Here is a 19,167-nt window from a genome sequence, read left to right as displayed (position 1 = left end):
GGAATGCAACCGTTATCGAGAAGAACAGCACCCGTCACGCCCCAGAGGTAAGCCTTTGTTTGCCCTTCGACAAGGGGTTGCGCGCGTTCGTGGTTTGTTCATAATCCCGTCATGGATTTTGGAACCGATCAGATGCTGCAACCGGGGCAGGTTCTGGCGCGGGGCGTGTGCCGCCACCTGCGCAGCCATGATTTTGATTCGATGGTAGAATTTGTGCCCGAGCGGGGGCGGCGCGTCGATGTGATGGCGCTGGGCCCCAAGGGTGAGATCTGGGTGATCGAGTGCAAATCAAGCCGTGCCGATTTCATGGCGGATGCCAAATGGCAGGGCTATCTGCAATGGTGTGACCGCTATTTCTGGGCGGTGGATGCCGAATTTCCGGTGGATTTGCTGCCAGAGGGCACCGGCCTGATTCTGGCTGATGCCTATAGCGCCGAGATCATACGCATGGGGCCCGAAACCCGGCTTGCGGGCGCGCGTCGCGCCGCGCTTACGCGGAAATTCGCGCGGCACGCGGCACGGCGGCTGCAATCGCTGCTTGATCCGCGCTTATGAGCCCTTGGCGCGCGCGGCCTGAGCGGAGGCGATGATTTCCTGGGCGATTTCCTCGGCCTCTTCGGGCGTGAAATCCATCGGAAGGTCAATGCCCTGCGCCTCGATATAGAGGCGGACCATGCCTTGATCGGTCGGCCCGATCTGGAGGTTGGCCTCGATGTCGCTCTCTGAATTGATACCCATGGCGCTCTCCTTGCAACAACGGGCGTGCTATCCCTTTCCCCCTTGATTGACAAGCGTCTTGGCGCTTTGCTGGGGGTATGGATACGATCACGCTGCGCCTGTTCCAATCAGAGGATGCCCCTTGGCTGATAGAGCGTCATGGGACGCTTTATGCGCGTGAGGCGGGGTTTGACGGCACATTCGCGCCGCTGGTGGCCAAGATCATCACGGATTATCTGGCGCGGCACGATCCTGAACGGGAAGCAGGCTGGATTGCCGAGGCGGGGGGGCGGCGGCTTGGCTCGATCTTCTGCGTGGCGCAGAGTGCCGATGTGGCCAAGCTGCGGCTCTTTCTCTTGGAGCCAGAGGCGCGGGGTCGGGGGCTTGGTCAGCGGATGCTGGGGCATTGCATGGATTTTGCGCGGGCCAAGGGCTATGCGGGCATGACGCTGGCCACCCATGAGAGCCACCGCGCCGCCTGTGCCCTTTACGCGCGCAATGGGTGGCGGATTGCCCAAGCGCGCCCGGTGCGGGCCTATGGCTGTGATTTACTGGAACAAACCTGGGACATCGCCTTTCATTAGACTTGCATTCCGAAGACGGTAAAGCTAAATCGCCCCCCAGTGCCGCCTTAGCTCAGTTGGTTAGAGCGCTGGATTGTGGATCCAGAGGTCCCCTGTTCAAGCCAGGGAGGCGGTACCATCAAAAAATCTACGAATTTATACAGGTACGCCGCCTAGATGTTGGGATCTTTGGGGAATGTCCCTCGAGACCAACGGAATGGTCTCGACATCAACCCTTGGAACTCGTAGTGGCGAGCGCCTTGAGCGTTTGATCTTGCGCCTCAGGTGATTCCCACGCGGGCTTTGGTCTGGGCCGTTCTGACGCCGCCAATGCCCGCAGGTGTAGCTGTGATCTCAAGACATCGCATTTGGTTGAAAACGTGAGAGGTGGCCCCGAAGCCCGGCTGGGTGCCCCGAGCACCGCCGCCTCTGGAACACTCAGTTCTGCGCCACGCGGCTCTGACGTCAGGGTATCCGCGCCGTTTATGTCCTCAGGCTGCGATCTATCAGAAAAACAGGCAAATCCTGTTGGGGCTGCTTAATTTTTCGGCGCGGCGGACAAGTCATTGCATGTTCGGCCCCGTTTAAAGCGCAAATGCTTGCGTCATTTGCAAAATCGCTGTGCTTAGCTCGTCGGGTAAGAGCATCAGGTTCGGACAAGGACTTTCGCGATGGGGCACGCGGTCAGTGATGGCTGATGTGTTACCCCTGCACGGGGAAAGACAATGAATCTCGACAAAACGCCGGTCAAGATCGGTTTTCTCTATTCCAGAACCGGCGTGACGTCCGTGGTTGAAAGCCAGCAGCGAGAAGCGGCCATATTGGCTGTTGAAGAGATAAATCAGGATGGTGGGCTTCTGGGCGAAGAGCTTTTGTTTTCCGGCTGTGACACGCGATCCAATCCTGCCGCGTTCCGGGCAGAAGGTGCCCGATTGCTGTCCGAGGAGCGGGTAGATGCCCTATTTGGTTGCTACATGTCCTCTTGTCGCAAGGCCGTGCTGCAGACCGTGAACGATCACAAGTCGACCTTGTTCTACCCGACACATTACGAGGGATTCGAATACGCGAAGGGATGCATCTATTCTGGTGCAACCCCCAATCAGAGCGCCAAATGGCTCGCCGATTTCATGACGCAGACCTATGGCGGCCGCTTTTTCTTTGTTGGCTCGAATTACATTTTTCCATACGAAATCAACCGCCTGATGCGTGATCTTCTTTCTAATCGCGGCGCGGATGTCGTGGATGAAGTTTACATCCCATTGGGTTCGACCGGCGACGAGATCGACTGCGTCATCAACCGGATCAAGCAAAGCCAGCCTGTCATCGTGTTTTCCACGTTGGTCGGAACGGATGCCGTTGATTTCTACAGGGCTTATGACAACGCGGGCTTTGACAGGACGATCATGCCCATTTGTTCGGTTACTGCGGGCGAACCTGAGATGGCCGCGATGGGCCGAAGTGCGGCAGAGGGCAATATCAAGGCAGCTCCGTATTTCAGCGTGATCGACAGTGACGTGAACCGCCGCTTCGTCACGCGCTTCAGGGAGCGTTTCGGAGAAGAGGCATCGCTTTGCGCCGAGGCGGAGGCTGCATATTTTCAGGTCAAGCTATTCGCAGAGGCCGTACGGCAGGCCGGGGGAACCGATCGCGACGATCTGTTGCGTGTTCTGCCGACCTTCTCACTAGAGGCCCCGCAGGGCTTGGTGCGCGTTGACGCGGCAACAAATCACACGGTGTTGTGGCCTAGGGTCGCCATTGTCGATGCGGATGGCAAGTTCCGGATCGTGCGGGAAGCGTCTTCGCCGGTGATCCCCTCGCCTTATCTTATCCAGCTGGAAGATCCAGTTGCCCTTTCACATGCCGCTTTTGCCAAGAGCAGCCTATCATGAGCATCTTTCGATTAAAAAACCTTCGTGAGATTGAAGTTGTCGTTGTGCATCCCCCCGATGAGGATGGCATGATGATTCTTGACCAACTTGGCCGGATCGGTTGCCGCAAATCCCTGGCATGGCCGCCACCCAACACGCTGGCCGAGCAGATCGACGTGGCGTTCATCGGTCTGTTTTGTGACCACCATGAAGAAATCAAAGCGATGTTGAAGCGAACCGGGAAGCCGGGGCCGACCATCATCGGTTTGGTGAATTACGAAAACCCGGCCATGCTGCAACTGTTGCTGGATTTGAATGCGACGGCTGCCACCTCAAAGCCCGTCAAGAGCTTTGGCGTGCTGACCAATCTTGCCCTCGCGCGTGCGATTTGGCAGCAGCAGCTTGCCTATCAAGAACAGATCGAGCGGCTGGAACAAAAGATCAGAGGTCAGAAGGCTTTGGCCAAGGCCAAGCTGATTTTGATGGAAATGCACAATCTTAGCGAGTGTGATGCGCATCGAGTGCTTAGAGAACAGGCAATGTCCAAGCGTATTTCCATAGATGACATGGCCCAAGCGATCATCAGCGCGAGTGAGCTATTGTCAATGAAGCGAAGCGATGTATAGTTAAACCGTTGGCAACCATAGGTGCTTGCCAACACGGAAGAAGGCTGAACGCGCAATCTTACTATGACCCTGCGCGTTGATGACGGTGGATGCAGTGTCGTATCCAAGCCTGACCGCCCCTTAGGGGATCTGACCTCCAAAAGGCTGCATCATGAAATGCAGGGTCGCCGTCTTATGTCTGATCTGAGCCTCAACGTGATGTGCTGAACGCCTGCGCGTGAGCATTACAATCCTGTTCTGGCTTTCACCGGCAAATTCACTTTTCGCATCGGCGTGCTCGGTTTTGACGGAGTTTCAACACGCCGACCTTCCAGGAGTAAGGCTATGCTTCACCGCTTGCATTGCAGGTGCGTCTCTAGTCGTGGGCGCATGCTATGAACATATTCTCCGACATCATCGGTGCGGCCGATCAACCCGGTTTCCGCGAGGATCTGCACCGGTTGGACCACGCCCATGCGGTTGACCACCTGCGCCTGTCCCGGTCCGATCTGGCGCGTCGCCGATTTCGGGGCCTAACGGATGCGGGGCGCGAGGTTGCGATTGCGCTGCCCCGGAGCCAACAGCTGTTTGATGGTGCAATTCTGGAATTGAAGGCCTCTGCGGCACTCGTGGTGCGCGTCGAGACCGAGGACTGGCTGCGGTTTGTGGCGCGGGATGCGGCCACAGCGCTCAGATTGGGGTATTTCGCGGGCAACCTGCATTGGCGGGTGCGTTTTGAGGGCGATGTGCTTTTGATCGCTGTCGAGACTGAGCGGCGGGTCTATCTCGACCGGCTGGAGCCGATGATTCAGTCGGGTGAAATCCGCCCCCTGCGCACCGCTGAGGTCGCTGTGCCATGACGGATGCCTTGTCTCTGCTCAGGATGTTGCAGACGACCGATAGCGCCTTTCCTTCGGGGGCCTTCGCGTTTTCGTCCGGGCTTGAGACCCTCACGAACGAGGGCAAGGTGCGCGATGCCACAGGTGTTCACGGGATACTCACGCATCAGATCATCCCTCGGTGGTTCAGCTTTGATCGCCCCTTCCTGCTCTGCGCGATGGACGCGGCCCATGATCCGCAGCAGCTTTTGGACATTGATGCGCGGTGCCACGTTCAGAACACCTCGGACCGGTTGGCGGACGCCTCGCGCAGGATTGGACGCTCTTTGTTGTCCGTTCATAGCCGTATCGGCACACCATTCGTTGCCAGCTTCAACGCGGCCATCGCTCAGGCCATGCGGGGCCATGCGGGGGGCTATGAGCCGGTGGTGCAAGGTGTCGTGGCCGCCGGCTTGGGGCTGTCGCCCTTGCAGGCCCAGGCTGGTGCGCTGAACGGGGTGGTCACGGCGTTCACCTCGGCTGCGGTGCGCCTTGGCTCGCTAGGAGCCATTGAGGCGCAGTCGCTGCTGGCTCAGATCGCGCCAACGATGGCCAAAGACCTGAGCACGCCATGCCCCGAGAAACCGGGGAGTTTTTCACCCCTCTCCGAGATTGCCGCCGTCCGCCGCCCCACTGCGCATGCCAGCCTTTTTGCGACCTGAAAGACCATGATGAGGATCAAGGATACGGAATGCTTTTGACACCGACCGAACTTGAACGCTTGACGATCTTCACCGCTGCGCAACTGGCGCGGCGGCGTCGCGACCGTGGCCTGGCCCTGAACGCGCCAGAGGCAATTGCCATCATTTGCGACGAAATCCTAGAGGGCGCGCGCGACGGGCGCAGCGTGGCCGAGCTTATCAGTTATGGATCGACAATCCTGACGCGGGACGATGTGATGCCCGGCGTTGCCGATCTTGTTCCCATGATACAGGTCGAGGGTGTCTTTCCAGATGGCACCAAGCTGGTCACGGTTCATGATCCGATCCGCCCCGGTGCAAACCCCGTGGCGGATGCCGAGATCAGACCCGGCGAATTCCGCGTCGCGGAGGGTGAGATTGAGCTCAATGCCGGGCGTGAAACGATCACCCTGACCGTGCGCAACACCGGGGATCGCCCGGTGCAGGTTGGCAGTCACTATCATTTCTTCGAAGCCAACAAGGCGCTGGACATGGACCGCGCCGCCGCCTTCGGCTTTCGGCTGAATATTCCGGCGGGCACAGCCGTGCGGTTCGAACCGGGGCAGGAAAAAGAGGTCAGCCTTTGCACCTTTGGCGGTGAGAAGCGGCTGACCGGGCTGAACAATCTGACAAATGGCGAGGTCAACGAGGCCAACAAGATCGCGGCGCTAGAACGCGCACGCGCTGCGGGATTCAAGGGGGCCTGATCATGGTAAAGATGACGCGAGCGGACTATGCGGCGATGTTCGGCCCCACCACGGGCGACATGATCCGCCTTGGCGATACCGAGCTATGGGCCGAGATCGAGCATGATTTCACGGTCTACGGTGACGAATGCCTGCATGGGGGCGGCAAGACCCTGCGCGACGGGCTTGGCATGGCCGTGGGCGTGACAAGTGCGGGCGGATCGCTCGATATGCTGATTTGCAATGTCGTGGTGATCGACGCGGTCGTCGGGATCGTCAAAGGCGATATCGGCATCAAGAACGGCAAGATCGTCGCCATTGGCAAGGCAGGCAATCCGGCGACGATGGACGGGGTCGATCCGCGCCTGATTGTGGGGGCTGGCACCACCGTGCGTGACGCCGAAGGCATGATCGCGACGGCGGGTGCAATTGACGTGCACGTGCATTTCGACAGTGCCCAACTGGTAGAGCATGCGCTGTCGTCAGGTATCACGACGATGCTGGGCGGGTCCTTGGGGCCGATCACAGTCGGGATTGATTGTGGCGGCGTGTTCAACACCGGTAAAATGCTGCAGGCCGCCGAGCATTGGCCGATGAATTTCGGGTTCTTGGGGCGCGGCAACGCCCATCAGCCCGACGCGATGGTCGAGCAGATCGAGAACGGCTGTCTGGGTCTCAAGATCCACGAAGACTGGGGATCCATGCCGGCAGCGATTGATGCCTGCCTGACAGTCGCCGATGCGCTTGATTTTCAGGTGCAGATTCACACCGACACGCTCAATGAAAGCGGGTTCGTCGAGGATACGCTGCGGGCCATCGGGGATCGCACGATCCACATGTATCACACCGAGGGCGCGGGCGGCGGCCATGCCCCCGATATCATTACGGTGGCGGGGCGGGCGAACTGCCTGCCATCGTCAACCAATCCGACAAACCCTTTCACTATCAACACCTTCGACGAACATCTCGATATGACGATGGTGTGCCATCACCTGAATCCGTCGATCCCCGAGGATGTGGCCTTTGCCGAAAGCCGCATTCGCGCGCAGACTATCGCCGCCGAGGACGTGCTGCACGATATCGGTGCCATCTCGATGCTGGGCTCGGACAGTCAGGGGATGGGCCGCATTCACGAGGTTATCACCCGAACATGGCAGCTTGCCTCGAAGATGCGGGTTCAACGCGGGCGTCTGCCCGAAGAAACCGTAGCAAAAGGCGATAATCACCGGATCAAACGGTTCATCGCGAAATACACGATCAACGCCGCGCGATCCTTTGGCATTGCCGATCACATCGGGTCGCTTGAGCCGGGCAAGATGGCGGATGTCGTGCTGTGGAAGCCGGGATATTTCGGCATCAAGCCCGAGTTGGTGGTCAAGGGCGGCTTTATCGCATGGGGTGCGATGGGGGATAGCGCCGCCTCGCTGATGACCTGCGAGCCGCTGATGATGCGACCGCAATGGGGGTCTTTCGGCAAGGCCGCGCCAGCCTGTGGGGCCTGTTTCGTGAACCCCCGCGCCATTGATGGCGGTCTGGCACAGCGGCTGGGCCTGACCAAGGCGTTGTTGCCCGCGCAGGGCACGCGGTCGCTGCGCAAATCGGACATGTTCCTCAACGATGCCTGTCCTGACATCACCGTGGATCCCGCGACCTTCGAGGTGTTCGTGGATGGCGTTCTTGCCACCTGCGAGCCAGCGGAAAGCCTGCCGCTTACGCAAAGGTATATGCTGCGATGAACCAGTTTATTCCCCTGAGCAAAAGCAACAATCCCGGTCCAGCCCGTATCGGGATCGGCGGGCCTGTCGGCTCGGGCAAGACGGCGCTTATCGAGGCGATGATGCCGGTCTTTAAGGCGCGTGCGATCGAGGTGGCCGTGGTGACCAATGACCTTGTCACCAAAGAGGATGCCCGGCGCTTGCAGGCCAGCGGCCTGATAGATCCAGACCGCGTATCTGCCGTCGAGGCCGGGGCCTGCCCGCACACCGTGATCCGCGAGGACCCGACGCTCAACATCGCTGCCGCCGATGATCTAGAGGCCCGATTTCCCGGGCTTGACCTGATCCTGATCGAGTCAGGGGGCGACAATCTTGCCTCGACCTTCTCGCTTGATCTGGTGGATTGGTGGATGTTCGTCATCGACGTGGGGCAGGGCGACGATATCCCCCGCAAACGCGGCCCCGGCATCCTGCAATGCGATCTTTTGGTCATCAACAAGCTGGACCTTGCGCCGCATGTCTTTGTTGATGCGGATAAAATCCTGATTGAGGCGCGCGAGATCAGGGCAAAGGCGCCCGTGATCGGCTGTTGCTGCAAAGGGGCCCGCATCACAGGCGTGGACGAAATCGTCGACTTGCTGGCGCGTGAGCTGCTGTTTCGGGGGGTCGCGCCTTGAACGCCCTTGGCGCGATAGGCCTCGGCGCGCGCCCGGTTGCGGCGGAGCTTCGGTTTCGTGCTCTTGGCGGGCGCACATTTCTTGCGCGCCAGTTCACGCCGCATCCGTTTCACATCACGCGGCCCTTTTACCATGCGGGTGACCCGCAGGGAATGGCAACGCTCTATCTGCAATCGTCGTCGGGTGGGGTCTATGCGGGCGATGACCTGTCGCTTGAAATCGGGCTTGATGCGGGGGCGCAGGTGCATGTCACGACACAGGCCTCGACCATCGTGCATGACGCGCGCGGACGAGAGGGGGCCCGGCAAACGGTCTGTCTCGATGTTGCGGAGGGTGCCCGGCTGGATTACCTGCCCGATCCCGCGATCCTGATGACCGGTGCCAAGTTCTGCAACCGTGTGACGGCGAGGTTTGGACGGGAGGCTCGCGTGATCCTGGGGGACGCGCAACTCAGCCACGATCCCGAGGGGCATGCACGACCGTTTTCAAGGCTTGAGAACGAGGTTGAACTTATCAGCCCCGAGGGGACGGTGCTGCTTGATCGCTTTGATCTATGCGGTTCCGACTGGCCTGCCCGCACGGGTGGGTTCGCGTGTTCGGGGATGATGATTGTCGTCGGGTGTGCAGACGCGGGCGCGCAGATGCAACGTGCGGCAGATACCGTGCCTGGCGTTTATGCCGGCCTGTCTGTCTTCAGTGACCGGGATATTGCCCTTATCCGTTTTCTAGCCCCGGACGGGGCTGCGCTGTCCAAAGTGATGGCCGCCTTGTGGCGGGCCGCCGCGACCGTGCTGGACGGCCAGCCACCTGCGGAGCGCCGGAAATGACCCAAACCACCACATTTGCCACTCCTGAAATCAGAAGGATCAAAGACCATGCATCACGGTGATATCGCAAGCAGCCACGACTCCGTCGGAGTCGCGGTGGTGAACTATAAAATGCCCCGGCTGCACACGCGGGCCGAGGTGATCGAGAACTGCCACAAGATCGCGGAGATGCTGAAGGGCATGAAGCGCGGCCTGCCGGGCATGGATTTGGTGATCTTCCCTGAATATTCCTCTCATGGCGTCATGTATGACGAGACGGAAATGTACGAGACCGCCGCGTCAATCCCGGGCGAGGAGACGGCGATTTTTGCCCAGGCCTGCATTGCGGCGGATGTCTGGGGGGTTTTTTCGCTGACCGGCGAGCGGCACGAAGAGCACCCGAACAAAGCCCCCTACAACACGCTCATCCTGATGAACAACAAGGGTGAAATCGTTCAGAAATACCGCAAGATCATGCCTTGGGTGCCCATCGAGGGCTGGTATCCGGGCAATTGTACCTATGTCAGCGAAGGCCCCAAAGGGCTCAAGATTTCCCTGATCATCTGTGATGACGGCAATTATCCCGAAATCTGGCGCGATTGCGCGATGAAGGGTGCCGAACTGATCGTGCGTTGTCAGGGCTATATGTATCCAGCCAAGGAACAGCAGATCACCATGGCCAAGGCCATGGCCTGGGCCAACAACACCTATGTCGCCGTGGCCAATGCAACCGGCTTTGATGGTGTGTTCAGCTTCTTTGGTCATTCGACGATCTGCGGCTTTGACGGGCGCACGTTGGGAGAGTGCGGGACCGAGGAAATGGGCATTCAATTTGCGCCCCTCTCGGTCACGGCGATCCGCGAAGCGCGGCGCACGCTGCAATCCAACAACCACCTCTTCAAACTCGTGCATCGTGGCTACACGGGGATGATCAACTCGGGCGACGGGGACAAGGGCACCGCAGAAATGCCCTATGATTTCTATCGCAAATGGGTCGAAGACCCCGAAGGCACGCGCGAGATGGTCGAGGCCATGACCCGTTCCACCGTCGGCTCAGAGGAATGCCCGATCGACGGCATCCCGAACGAGAAAACCAAGGAAACGCATCGGTAATCGACAGTCTGGTCGGCGGACCGTCCGCCGACCCCCCCTTTTTGATGGAAACAGCATGTCACTCGAAACGTACCGCCTGACCGAAGAGCCCCGGTACCACCCAAGTGCGGATGAGATTGCGCTTTATGAGGCGGCGTATCAAATGCGCTTGCCCGTGATGCTCAAGGGACCGACCGGGTGCGGCAAGACCCGGTTTGTCGAACATATGGCGTGGAAACTGGGCAAGCCACTTGTCACGGTGGCATGCCACGAAGACATGACGGCCTCTGATTTCGTCGGGCGCTATCTCTTGGGGGCTGAGGGCACGTATTGGCAGGATGGGCCCCTGACAAAGGCGGTTCGCGAAGGCGGTATCTGTTATCTGGATGAAATCGTCGAGGCGCGTCAGGACACGACCGTCATCATCCACGCCTTGACCGATGATCGCCGCATCCTGCCCTTGGAAAAGAAGGGTGAACTGGTCCGCGCGCACCCGGATTTCCAGTTGGTGATTTCCTATAACCCCGGCTACCAGAGCGTTCTCAAGGACCTAAAGGAGTCGACCAAGCAACGCTTTTGCGCCTTGGATTTCGATTATCCGGCAGCCACGATCGAGGCGAATATCATCGCCTCTGAATCCGGGCTCAACCCGCAGGATGCAGAGCGATTGACGCGGATCGCGGGCAAGAGCCGCAACCTGCGGGGCAAGGGACTGGACGAAGGCGCATCCACCCGGATGCTCATTCACGCGGGCCGCTTGATGGTTGCGGGGCTTCCCATCACCCAAGCCTGCAAATTTGCGGTGATCACCCCAATAACGGACGATCCCGAGATGCGTTCAACCCTGTCGGCGGCTGTTGATGCTTGTATCTGACGGGATAAAGGCCGAGGCGCTGACGCCGGCCATTTGTCAGGCCTTTGCTGGCCCCGACCGTGACGTGTATCTGCGCGCCTATGATCGCCTGAACGGCGCAGGATATGGCGCAGGGGTCGCGCGCGCCTTTGCATCCGCAGCACCGCGCGTGGCAGAACATGCGGGATCTGCGCAGGCCATCGCCATTGCTGCGGATGCCTCGCGGATCGCAATCAAGGCGCGGCCCCGCCTTGCGGCGACCTATCTCGACCTGTGTCCCGCGATTGCCGTGAAGCTGCGCAATGCGGCCGATTTTCAGCAGTGGCGCGGGATGATCGCCTCGGTTCTTGGCCGCAGCCCCAAGGCTGTCGGTGCGGTGCTTGACCGCGCGGACCTGCTGCTCGACCGTCTTGGCCTAGAAGGGTTTTGCGCTTGGACCGAAACCGGGCTGATGGTGGGCGGGCTCGATACCGATCAGGCCTTGGGCTTTTTCCGGCTAGAGACACCCGAGGCGCAGCGCCTGCTCGAACGCTACGCAGGAGAGGCGAATTTCCCAAGCCTTGAGGCCGGGCTTACGTCTTTTCACACCGCTCTCTGGCGGCACGCGCCGGTTCTGCGCGAAGCGGTTGCAGATGCGTCGAACCGCCGGGCGCGGCGGACGGGCTTTTCGGACGGTATCATCAGGATGCCTGCGTCGTTTCCGGGCTTCAAAGGACAGGAACAGCAGCTTTACCGCGCCGCGCTTGCGCATGTCGGCGCGCATGCCGCCTATGGCGGGCCGCGCTTTCCATTGGGGCAGCTCAAACCGCTGCAGCTTGCCGTTATCTCGTTGATCGAGGATGCGCGGGTGGAAGCGCTTGCTTTGCGCGATATGCCGGGCCTCATTCGCTTGTGGTTGCCGTTTCATACTGCGCGGTTTGACGGTCTTGCGACGGCACCAAACCTTTTTGCCGGTCTTGCGCGGGCCTTGATTGATCCGGCGTCCTGCCCCACCCACGGATGGATCCGCAAAGGTGTTGCGATGTTCGATGCCGCGTCCGGACGTCTGGACGATCCGGCCATATCGCGAGAAATCGGCAATATTCTGGGCAATGATCTCGGTCAGATCCGCGTTCAGTTCGATGCGCTGAGCTATGTGGTTCAGCCCGCCTATCGTGACGACAACCTCGGTCTTTGGGACTTGCCGGATGACCCGGATACGCCGCCCCCCTCTGACGAAATCGAAGTCGATTTGCACACCGCGCGGAACAGCGAAGTTGACGACCGACCGCAGGACCGCACGCAAGAGCAGACTGTGCCAGATGCGCAGGCCCGGTTGGACACAGTCAAGATCATCGGCGCGCCCCTTGAAGGGGGGCGCAAGGTATCCTGCCTGCCAGAATATGATCATTGCGCGGGTATCGAGCGCGACGACTGGGTGACGGTGAACAGCTATGAACCCGTCGCCGGGGATCATGGATTCTGGGATGCGCTGCGACAGCGGCATGGGACCACGATTGCGCGCATCAACCACGTGATCGTCAAGAACGAGGCGGGCAAGAGACGCAGGCTGAAGCAACAGGCCGAGGGAGAGACCCTTGATCTTGACGCCGCCGTTGATGCGGTGATCGCCATCCGGGCCGCGCGGCAACCGGATGATCGGGTCTACGCCTGCATCTTGCCGCCAGAGCGGTCGATTGCGGTGCATCTTGTTCTGGATATTTCACAATCAACAGCGGACCTTGCCGCGCCGGGCATAAGCATTCTGGATATGGAATGCGATGCCGCAGCGATCCTTGCTGGCACGATGCTGCAACTGGGTGACGATCTTGCCATCACGGCATTCAGCTCGGCGGGACGGCATGATGTCCGTGTGATCCCGATCAAGACATTCGGCTCGCCTTTGGATGAGGCAACGGGGCGGGCACTGGCCGGGCTGCGCCCGGGGTATTCAACGCGCATCGGCGCTGCGCTGCGCTTTGCCTCTCAACGTATGCAAGACGTGTCGCGGTATCGCAAACTTGTTCTTTTGGTCACTGATGGCGCACCGTCTGACATTGATGTGGCAGACCCAGAGTATCTGGTCGCGGATGCAAGACGCGCTGTTCAAACCATGCGCAGTCAAGGGATCGACGCTGTGTGCGTGGCCCTAGGCCCGGATGCCGGTCAGCGCCAGTCAGAGATCTTTGGGCGCAAATCCTGTGTCCAGATCACCGACATCGCAACTCTGCCAAGCACCCTTTCGGCGTTTTACCTGCGGATGACACGATGACCCGGATGCACCGCCTTTCAATGCCGTTCGCACCTGTAAAGACCTGCCTGTCGGTAGGGTGTGCAGGCCATTCCACGCGCAAGCTTTGCAACCTGGAAAGCGGCCTGTCACCGCAGCAAGAGAATCACCCGATCAGCATCAAGCAGGCTCGGTATTTCGCGCTAAAGTTCAGTCCGATGTAGTTCACGTAACGCATTAAAATTAGACAGTTTTTCACAAATTTAGGCAGTCCCTTGGGGCAGTAAGACTCGTGTCTAAATTTTTCTCAACAGGAATAAAATATTCCCCTTATTAATTTTAATTGCTTGACGATACTTCGGGATGGTTGCCAAATTTCTGTAATTGCACGGCAAAAAAACAACCAGCCGGCAAGCTAGAAAAACCCACAGAGAGGAACAAGAAGATGAAATTCAGCAGACGGAAATTTCTGAAGACTTCGGCAATGGCGGGCGCACTTGCGGCACCGGGAATATGGATTCCCAAGTCGCGTGGCGCTTGGGGTGCCACGTTGACCGAGGGTAAGCCGATCAAGGTCGGCGTTCTGTTCTCGCTTACGGGCGGTCTGGCGGTGCCAGAGGAGGACTCGACGCTGGTCATGCAATATGCGATCGACGAAATCAACGCGGCAGGCGGCATCGCCGGCTCTCCGATCGAGCCAGTGATCATCGACGCCAAATCCGATTTCAGTGTCTACTCTGAAAAGGCGCGCGAACTTATCCTGCGTGATCAGGTTATTTCGATTTTCGGCTGCTATACCTCTGCCAGCCGCAAGGCGATCCTTCCCATCGTGATGCAGCGTGACAACCTGCTGTTCTACCCAACCTGTTACGAGGGGGCGGAATGCACGCAGAATACCGTCTGCACGGGTCCGCTGGCCAACCAGCACTCCAAAGACTTGATCCCCTACATGGTCGAAAACTTCGGCAAGCGGGTCTTTTTTGTCGGCTCCAACTATGTTTGGCCGAAAGAGTCGAACAAGAATGCGAAAATATGGCTGGAAAACGCGGGCGGCGAATTGCTGGGTGAGGAATACATCCCGCTTGGGGATTCAGAGTTCGGGCCGGTTCTGAACAAGATCCGCGAAGCGCAGCCTGATTTCATTTTCTCGACCGTGGTGGGCGCGTCTGACATCGCCTTCCACCGCCAGTTCAAGCAGGCTGGGTTCGATGCGGAAAAGATGCCGATTGCCTCGCTGACAACAGGTGAAATCGAAACCAAGGCGATGGGCGCGGAATACGGTGCTGGTCACTTCCTGTCTGCCCCGTATTTCATGGCGCTGGACAATCCGACGAACGAGAAATTCGTCGATGGCTTCCTCTCAAGCCCCTACGGCAAGAACGGTGTCACCCATTACAACATGTCCGAGACCTACAACTCTGCATATGTGTTCAAAGCGGCCATGGAAAAGGCCATCGCCGAACACGGGTTTGAAGAGGTTACACCGGCCCGCGTTCGCGATGCCTGCGCTGGCGTAAAGCTGAGCGCGGATATCTCGCCAGAAGGCGAAACCTGGGTGGATGAAGACAACTTCAACACTTGGTTGGTTCCCAAGATTGGCATCTGTCAGTCTGACGGCAGCTTCAAGATCGTCAAGCAGGCGGATGCGCATGTCGCTCCTGATCCGTACTCGATCTATCCCGATATCGGAACGTGCAAGGCGAATGGTCTTGTTGCACCGGACGGAACTGTTCGGACCGACGTTATCTGATGCTGACCCGTGGTGGCGGGACGCACCCGCTACCACGCCTTCCATACCGATCCTTACTTCATGTCAGGGGGCACGAAATGGACATCTCGTCTATTGCTTTCGCCAATTCGCTCATTCTCGGGCTGAGCATTGCCGGAATTTTCTTTGTTGCGGCGCTTGGGCTGACGATCATCTACGGAACCGCCGGTGTGATCAACATGGCGCATGGCGAATTCATCATGCTGGGCGCCTACACGGTCTATGCGCTGCAAACCTTTATGGGCGTGCCGTATTTTCTATGTATTCCGGTCGCCTTTGTCGTGGTGGGCGCAATCGGCTTTGCGATTGAAAAGTCCCTCATAAGGTATCTGTACAATCGTCCCCTCGACACGCTGCTCGCGACCTGGGGGTGTCTCTTGTGCTTATTCAGGGAACGCGCCTGATCTTTGGCAGTGACCCGAAATATGTCCAAATCCCACAGTTTTTGTCGTCGAATATCGAAGTTGGCGGGCTGAGTCTTGGGGTGTTCCGCGTCTTTATCATCTTCATGGCGCTGGTGCTTGCGGCGGGTGTCTGGCTTATCTTTTACAAGACGGATTTCGGGATCAAGATCCGAGCCGTGACGCAAAATCGCGAAATCGCCGCGTCCTTCGGTATCAACTCGGGGCAGGTCTATTCCTTTACCTTTGCCTTGGGGGCCGGGCTTGCCGGTGTTGCCGGGGCCCTGTTCGGCGCGTTGAACATTGTTCTACCGACGATGGGCATGGGCTATGTTGTCGAGGCCTTCCTTACGGTTGTGACCGGCGGCGGCGCGCTTTTGGGAAGCGCCATTGCAAGCCTTGCCATTGGCGAGCTGCAATCCTTCTTCGCGCTCATCACCAACAGCACCTTCGCCAAGTTCCTGATCTTTGTGCTGATCGTCGTTTTCCTGAGATTCCGCCCGCAAGGACTGATCTCGTCAAGCGGCAAGCGTCGCTGAGAGAAACCACAATCTTATGACAGGCACTGATAAAAATGACCCATAACGCATATCACAACAAGACGCTGCAATGGCTCTTCTACATCGCCGTTCTCGCGGTTCTGGGCGCGGTGCCCCTGATATCAAACGACGCGTTCCTCCTGAATCAGCTTGCGATTTACGGTGTCTATGGAATGCTCGCTGTGTCGATCAGCCTGTGTTGGGGCAGCGGTGGCATCCTGAACATGGGTCAGGGCATAGCGTTCGGGTTGGGTGCCTATTGCATGGCGATGACCATGCAGATGCAGACCCAGGCCGACGGCACCATCCCGCCTTTCATGCTCAACAACGGTCTGGATAGCCTGCCGCTGCTCTGGCAGCCTTTCCAGAACACCTCGACAGGCATCTTCCTCGCGCTTTTTGTGCCAACGGTGTTCTACCTGATCTTTGGTGGGATCATGTTCACGGCGCGCGTGTCGGGGCCGTTCTTTGCGATCATGACATTGGCAACGCTCAGCGCCTTTGCGACCATCTTCGTTGATCTGCAACCCTACACCAATGGCGTGAACGGCATTTCGCCGCCTAGTTCGCTCAAGCTGGGCCAAACCGAGATCGACCCCTATTCAAGCGGTGCGTATTGGTTCGTCTTCGCCTTGTTGGCGGCATGCACTGTGGCGGCAAAGCTCATCAATCAAAGCAGGTTTGGCCTGATCGTGCGCGCCCTCAAGGACGATCCGGAACGTGTTCGGTTCCTTGGCTACAATGTCGCGATCTACGAAACGCTGGTCTACACCCTCTCGGGTTTGATCGCGGCCATCGCAGGCTGCTGCTTTGCGGTGCTCACACAATATGTTTCGCCCGCGCAATTCGAAGTTGGGTTCTCGATCTCGATTGTGATCTGGGTCGCGCTTGGGGGCCGCAACTCTTTGATATGGGCGATGTTTGGGGCTTTCACGGTTCAAGGCGCGCAAAGCTATGTGGGCGACCAGTTTCTCAGCACATGGATACTGATCCTCGGGTTCTCGTTCATCCTTGTGGTGCGGTTCCTGCCTGGCGGCCTTGCGGGCTTGGTCGAAACGCTTCTTGGGCGGACCACCAAGCTGAAGATGGAGGCCGAGCACGCCAACCTTGAATTCAGCGACGGGAAAGAGGTGTTGAAATGATCGGCGGATTTTTCAAGGTCGTGAACATCGAGAAGAGTTTTGGCGGTAACAAGGTTATCAACGGCTTCAGCCTCGATGTGGCGGAAAACACGCTGCAATGTCTCGTCGGTCCGAATGGGGCGGGCAAGACGACCATGATCGACCTGATCAGTGGCCGCCAGAAACCCGACGCAGGCAAGGTCTATCTCAATGGCGATGATATCACCGGCAAGGGAGAGCACGAGATTTCGCGCAAAGGTATCGGGCGCAAGTTCCAGATTCCTGCCGTGCTCAAGGGGTTGTCCGTGCGTGAAAACCTTGAGGTTGCCTATAGCCGCGAAGTGAACGCGCTGCGCAACATGTTCTCGATGCGGGCCAAGGGATGCGCCGAGAAACTCGACGAGATTTCCCAGCAGGTGCGTTTGACCAAACGTCTCGATGTAGAGGCGGGGCTGTTGTCACATGGCGAGACCCAATGGCTCGAGATCGGCATGGTGCTGATGCAGGATCCGGCGATCCTGTTACTCGACGAACCCGTGGCCGGCATGACCGAGAACGAGATCGGGCTGACGGTCGACATCCTCAACAAGCTCAAGCGCACCCATACGATCATCCTCGTCGAGCATGACATGGGCTTTGTGCGCAAGATCGCTGACGTGGTCACCGTGCTCCACATGGGGGCGCTTCTGGCGCAGGGCAGCATCGAGGAAATCGAAAAAGACGACCGCGTGCGCGCTGTCTATCTTGGTACGGAGGATGCACACTGATGCTGTTGCAACTGGAAAAGGTGTCGTCGTTCTACGGGCGAACACAGATTTTACGCGATATTGATTTCGGCGTGACCAAGGGCACCTGCATGTGTGTCTTGGGGCGCAATGGCGTGGGCAAGACCACCCTTTTGCGCACGATCATGGGTCTTGTCGACAAAATGACGGGCACGCTCTCCGTCTCGGGCACCAACCTGACAAAGGCGCGCACCGATGAGCGGGCGAAATACGGGCTGGGCTATGTGCCACAGGGCCGTCAGATCCTTGGCAACTTTACGGTGCGCGAAAACATCCTGCTTGGCACTTTTGCCAAGGCAGATCGGAGTGGCAAGGTGCCGGAGATCTGTCTGGATCTCTTTCCCTACCTTGCCGAAAACCTGAACCGGCGCGCCGGTGAGCTATCGGGTGGGCAGCAGCAACAGCTTGCGATTTCGCGCGCGCTGGCAGTGGATCCGCAAATTCTTCTGCTGGATGAGCCCACCGAAGGCATCCAACCCAATATCGTGGCCGAAATCGGAGAGACGCTGCGCATGCTCAACAAGAAGATGGGCATCAGCATGATCCTGTCCGAACAGCATATCAAAGTGGCCCGCGATCTGGGGGATCAATTCGTGATGATGGACAACGGGCGCATCGTTGAATCCGGCGTCATTTCCGACCTCACCGACGAGATGGTCGACCGCCACATGACCGTTTGAAAACCAAAGCCACACATAACCAAGGGAGAAAAAAATGGAATCCATTCCAAAGAAGGGAACACCGGAGCGAGAGGCGCTGATCAAAGCGCATCTGGAATGTACGGAGTCGATGAAAGGCGTTGCCGGATTCTCGATCCTGAAATGTGAAACCCCCGGAGATACGACGGTTGTCTCGGGCGGGGTCCATGACGATCCGTTGCTAAAGCGGGTTTTGCTGCGCATGCGCGGGGAATCCACGGCGGGCAAGCTGATCATCATCTGCACAGAGGTCGAAAAGGAATGGCGCATCGGTCGCCTGTCGGGTGTGCGCGGCGTGCCGCCAGAGTTTGTTGATGACCGTGTTTTCACCGATGAGCAGGACGCGCAGCACGCCATCTTTCTGATGCGCCTCGACGAGCTGCCGGAAACTGCGGGCATGCCCGAGCACTACCGCGAGGGCTGGAAGCACCGCGACGACAACTGGCCTGTGACCTGATCCCACCCGGACAGGGGCCAAAGGAAAAAACCATCGTAACGGCAGGGGG

The 19,167-nt window shown here is 58.7% G+C and carries 21 protein-coding genes and 1 tRNA gene; 21 read left to right on the top strand and 1 reads right to left on the bottom strand.

What is annotated here, in order from left to right:
• The first annotated feature begins 111 nt into the window (after window positions 1-111).
• Window positions 112-555: an MmcB family DNA repair protein gene (locus ACLGGT_RS01805; protein ID WP_151976142.1), complete on the top strand. Its 444-nt coding sequence runs from the start codon at window positions 112-114 to the stop codon at window positions 553-555.
• Here ACLGGT_RS01805 and ACLGGT_RS01800 read toward each other — a convergent pair.
• Window positions 550-738, bottom strand: a complete 189-nt coding sequence (locus ACLGGT_RS01800) for a DUF6324 family protein (RefSeq protein WP_008280662.1) — start codon at window positions 736-738, stop codon at window positions 550-552. The two genes, ACLGGT_RS01805 and ACLGGT_RS01800, sit on opposite strands and share 6 nt — an antisense overlap.
• A 77-nt stretch (window positions 739-815) precedes the next feature.
• Here ACLGGT_RS01800 and ACLGGT_RS01795 point away from each other — a divergent pair, with 77 nt between their 5' ends.
• The 20 genes from ACLGGT_RS01795 to ACLGGT_RS01700 all read left to right on the top strand — a co-directional run bounded on the left by ACLGGT_RS01795 (window position 816) and on the right by ACLGGT_RS01700 (window position 19,118).
• The gene (locus ACLGGT_RS01795) at window positions 816-1,301 is read left to right on the top strand and encodes a GNAT family N-acetyltransferase (RefSeq protein ID WP_375553099.1); all 486 of its coding nucleotides are present in this window, start codon (window positions 816-818) and stop codon (window positions 1,299-1,301) included.
• 41 nt (window positions 1,302-1,342) lie between these two features.
• A tRNA-His gene (locus ACLGGT_RS01790) sits at window positions 1,343-1,419 on the top strand.
• Between the two features lie 586 nt (window positions 1,420-2,005).
• Window positions 2,006-3,169: a transporter substrate-binding domain-containing protein gene (locus tag ACLGGT_RS01785; protein ID WP_008280660.1), complete on the top strand. Its 1,164-nt coding sequence runs from the start codon at window positions 2,006-2,008 to the stop codon at window positions 3,167-3,169.
• Entirely contained in the window at window positions 3,166-3,774 is a 609-nt protein-coding gene (locus ACLGGT_RS01780; RefSeq protein WP_008280659.1) for an ANTAR domain-containing response regulator, read from the top strand. Before ACLGGT_RS01785 ends, ACLGGT_RS01780 begins: the two co-directional genes overlap by 4 nt.
• Before the next feature lie 374 nt (window positions 3,775-4,148).
• Window positions 4,149-4,613, top strand: a complete 465-nt coding sequence (gene ureE / locus ACLGGT_RS01775) for an urease accessory protein UreE (RefSeq protein WP_008280657.1) — start codon at window positions 4,149-4,151, stop codon at window positions 4,611-4,613.
• Window positions 4,610-5,293 carry an urease accessory protein UreF gene (locus ACLGGT_RS01770; protein ID WP_008280656.1) on the top strand — a complete coding sequence of 228 codons (684 nt, stop codon included), beginning with the start codon at window positions 4,610-4,612 and terminating at the stop codon, window positions 5,291-5,293. The genes ureE and ACLGGT_RS01770 overlap by 4 nt, the downstream gene beginning before the upstream one ends.
• Window positions 5,294-5,322: 29 nt before the next feature.
• Complete coding sequence (locus ACLGGT_RS01765; protein ID WP_008280655.1) at window positions 5,323-6,018, top strand: urease subunit beta; 696 nt, start codon at window positions 5,323-5,325, stop codon at window positions 6,016-6,018.
• A 2-nt stretch (window positions 6,019-6,020) separates the two neighbouring features.
• A complete protein-coding gene (ureC, locus tag ACLGGT_RS01760; RefSeq protein ID WP_437194906.1) occupies window positions 6,021-7,733 on the top strand; it encodes an urease subunit alpha in 1,713 nt (570 codons plus the stop codon).
• Window positions 7,730-8,389, top strand: coding sequence for an urease accessory protein UreG (gene ureG / locus ACLGGT_RS01755; protein ID WP_437194905.1), 660 nt, complete (start codon window positions 7,730-7,732; stop codon window positions 8,387-8,389). The genes ureC and ureG overlap by 4 nt, the downstream gene beginning before the upstream one ends.
• A complete protein-coding gene (locus ACLGGT_RS01750; protein ID WP_219435133.1) occupies window positions 8,386-9,216 on the top strand; it encodes an urease accessory protein UreD in 831 nt (276 codons plus the stop codon). The genes ureG and ACLGGT_RS01750 overlap by 4 nt, the downstream gene beginning before the upstream one ends.
• A gap of 48 nt (window positions 9,217-9,264) precedes the next feature.
• Entirely contained in the window at window positions 9,265-10,308 is a 1,044-nt protein-coding gene (locus ACLGGT_RS01745) for an aliphatic amidase (RefSeq protein WP_008280651.1), read from the top strand.
• A 55-nt stretch (window positions 10,309-10,363) separates the two neighbouring features.
• Window positions 10,364-11,161, top strand: coding sequence for a CbbQ/NirQ/NorQ/GpvN family protein (locus tag ACLGGT_RS01740; RefSeq protein ID WP_437194904.1), 798 nt, complete (start codon window positions 10,364-10,366; stop codon window positions 11,159-11,161).
• Window positions 11,148-13,391 carry a nitric oxide reductase activation protein NorD gene (locus tag ACLGGT_RS01735; RefSeq protein WP_437194903.1) on the top strand — a complete coding sequence of 748 codons (2,244 nt, stop codon included), beginning with the start codon at window positions 11,148-11,150 and terminating at the stop codon, window positions 13,389-13,391. Before ACLGGT_RS01740 ends, ACLGGT_RS01735 begins: the two co-directional genes overlap by 14 nt.
• 403 nt (window positions 13,392-13,794) lie before the next feature.
• Window positions 13,795-15,099, top strand: coding sequence for a transporter substrate-binding protein (locus tag ACLGGT_RS01730; RefSeq protein WP_081506708.1), 1,305 nt, complete (start codon window positions 13,795-13,797; stop codon window positions 15,097-15,099).
• A 77-nt stretch (window positions 15,100-15,176) separates the two neighbouring features.
• Complete coding sequence (locus ACLGGT_RS01725; RefSeq protein ID WP_437194902.1) at window positions 15,177-15,521, top strand: ABC transporter permease subunit; 345 nt, start codon at window positions 15,177-15,179, stop codon at window positions 15,519-15,521.
• Window positions 15,497-16,057 carry an ABC transporter permease subunit gene (locus tag ACLGGT_RS01720; protein WP_437194901.1) on the top strand — a complete coding sequence of 187 codons (561 nt, stop codon included), beginning with the start codon at window positions 15,497-15,499 and terminating at the stop codon, window positions 16,055-16,057. Before ACLGGT_RS01725 ends, ACLGGT_RS01720 begins: the two co-directional genes overlap by 25 nt.
• A gap of 35 nt (window positions 16,058-16,092) precedes the next feature.
• Window positions 16,093-17,199: an ABC transporter permease subunit gene (locus ACLGGT_RS01715; RefSeq protein WP_081506707.1), complete on the top strand. Its 1,107-nt coding sequence runs from the start codon at window positions 16,093-16,095 to the stop codon at window positions 17,197-17,199.
• Window positions 17,196-17,945 (top strand): ABC transporter ATP-binding protein, encoded by a 750-nt coding sequence (locus ACLGGT_RS01710; protein ID WP_081506706.1) that lies wholly within the window; start codon window positions 17,196-17,198, stop codon window positions 17,943-17,945. Before ACLGGT_RS01715 ends, ACLGGT_RS01710 begins: the two co-directional genes overlap by 4 nt.
• Entirely contained in the window at window positions 17,945-18,643 is a 699-nt protein-coding gene (gene urtE / locus ACLGGT_RS01705; RefSeq protein WP_437194900.1) for an urea ABC transporter ATP-binding subunit UrtE, read from the top strand. Before ACLGGT_RS01710 ends, urtE begins: the two co-directional genes overlap by 1 nt.
• A gap of 34 nt (window positions 18,644-18,677) precedes the next feature.
• Window positions 18,678-19,118 carry a hypothetical protein gene (locus ACLGGT_RS01700; protein WP_008280641.1) on the top strand — a complete coding sequence of 147 codons (441 nt, stop codon included), beginning with the start codon at window positions 18,678-18,680 and terminating at the stop codon, window positions 19,116-19,118.
• Window positions 19,119-19,167: the final 49 nt, after the last annotated feature.

Source organism: Roseovarius sp. MS2, assembly GCF_051447875.1.
Classification (GTDB): Bacteria; Pseudomonadota; Alphaproteobacteria; order Rhodobacterales; family Rhodobacteraceae; genus Roseovarius; species Roseovarius mucosus_A.
This window is presented reverse-complemented; position numbering and strand designations above follow the sequence as displayed.

Coding starts and splice junctions, on each gene's coding strand:
- ACLGGT_RS01805 (WP_151976142.1), top strand. CDS start 112: ATGGATTTTGGAACCGATCAGATGCTGCAACCGGGGCAGGTTCTGGCG.
- ACLGGT_RS01800 (WP_008280662.1), bottom strand. CDS start 738: ATGGGTATCAATTCAGAGAGCGACATCGAGGCCAACCTCCAGATCGGG.
- ACLGGT_RS01795 (WP_375553099.1), top strand. CDS start 816: ATGGATACGATCACGCTGCGCCTGTTCCAATCAGAGGATGCCCCTTGG.
- ACLGGT_RS01785 (WP_008280660.1), top strand. CDS start 2,006: ATGAATCTCGACAAAACGCCGGTCAAGATCGGTTTTCTCTATTCCAGA.
- ACLGGT_RS01780 (WP_008280659.1), top strand. CDS start 3,166: ATGAGCATCTTTCGATTAAAAAACCTTCGTGAGATTGAAGTTGTCGTT.
- ureE (WP_008280657.1), top strand. CDS start 4,149: ATGAACATATTCTCCGACATCATCGGTGCGGCCGATCAACCCGGTTTC.
- ACLGGT_RS01770 (WP_008280656.1), top strand. CDS start 4,610: ATGACGGATGCCTTGTCTCTGCTCAGGATGTTGCAGACGACCGATAGC.
- ACLGGT_RS01765 (WP_008280655.1), top strand. CDS start 5,323: ATGCTTTTGACACCGACCGAACTTGAACGCTTGACGATCTTCACCGCT.
- ureC (WP_437194906.1), top strand. CDS start 6,021: ATGGTAAAGATGACGCGAGCGGACTATGCGGCGATGTTCGGCCCCACC.
- ureG (WP_437194905.1), top strand. CDS start 7,730: ATGAACCAGTTTATTCCCCTGAGCAAAAGCAACAATCCCGGTCCAGCC.
- ACLGGT_RS01745 (WP_008280651.1), top strand. CDS start 9,265: ATGCATCACGGTGATATCGCAAGCAGCCACGACTCCGTCGGAGTCGCG.
- ACLGGT_RS01740 (WP_437194904.1), top strand. CDS start 10,364: ATGTCACTCGAAACGTACCGCCTGACCGAAGAGCCCCGGTACCACCCA.
- ACLGGT_RS01735 (WP_437194903.1), top strand. CDS start 11,148: ATGCTTGTATCTGACGGGATAAAGGCCGAGGCGCTGACGCCGGCCATT.
- ACLGGT_RS01730 (WP_081506708.1), top strand. CDS start 13,795: ATGAAATTCAGCAGACGGAAATTTCTGAAGACTTCGGCAATGGCGGGC.
- ACLGGT_RS01725 (WP_437194902.1), top strand. CDS start 15,177: ATGGACATCTCGTCTATTGCTTTCGCCAATTCGCTCATTCTCGGGCTG.
- ACLGGT_RS01715 (WP_081506707.1), top strand. CDS start 16,093: ATGACCCATAACGCATATCACAACAAGACGCTGCAATGGCTCTTCTAC.
- ACLGGT_RS01710 (WP_081506706.1), top strand. CDS start 17,196: ATGATCGGCGGATTTTTCAAGGTCGTGAACATCGAGAAGAGTTTTGGC.
- urtE (WP_437194900.1), top strand. CDS start 17,945: ATGCTGTTGCAACTGGAAAAGGTGTCGTCGTTCTACGGGCGAACACAG.
- ACLGGT_RS01700 (WP_008280641.1), top strand. CDS start 18,678: ATGGAATCCATTCCAAAGAAGGGAACACCGGAGCGAGAGGCGCTGATC.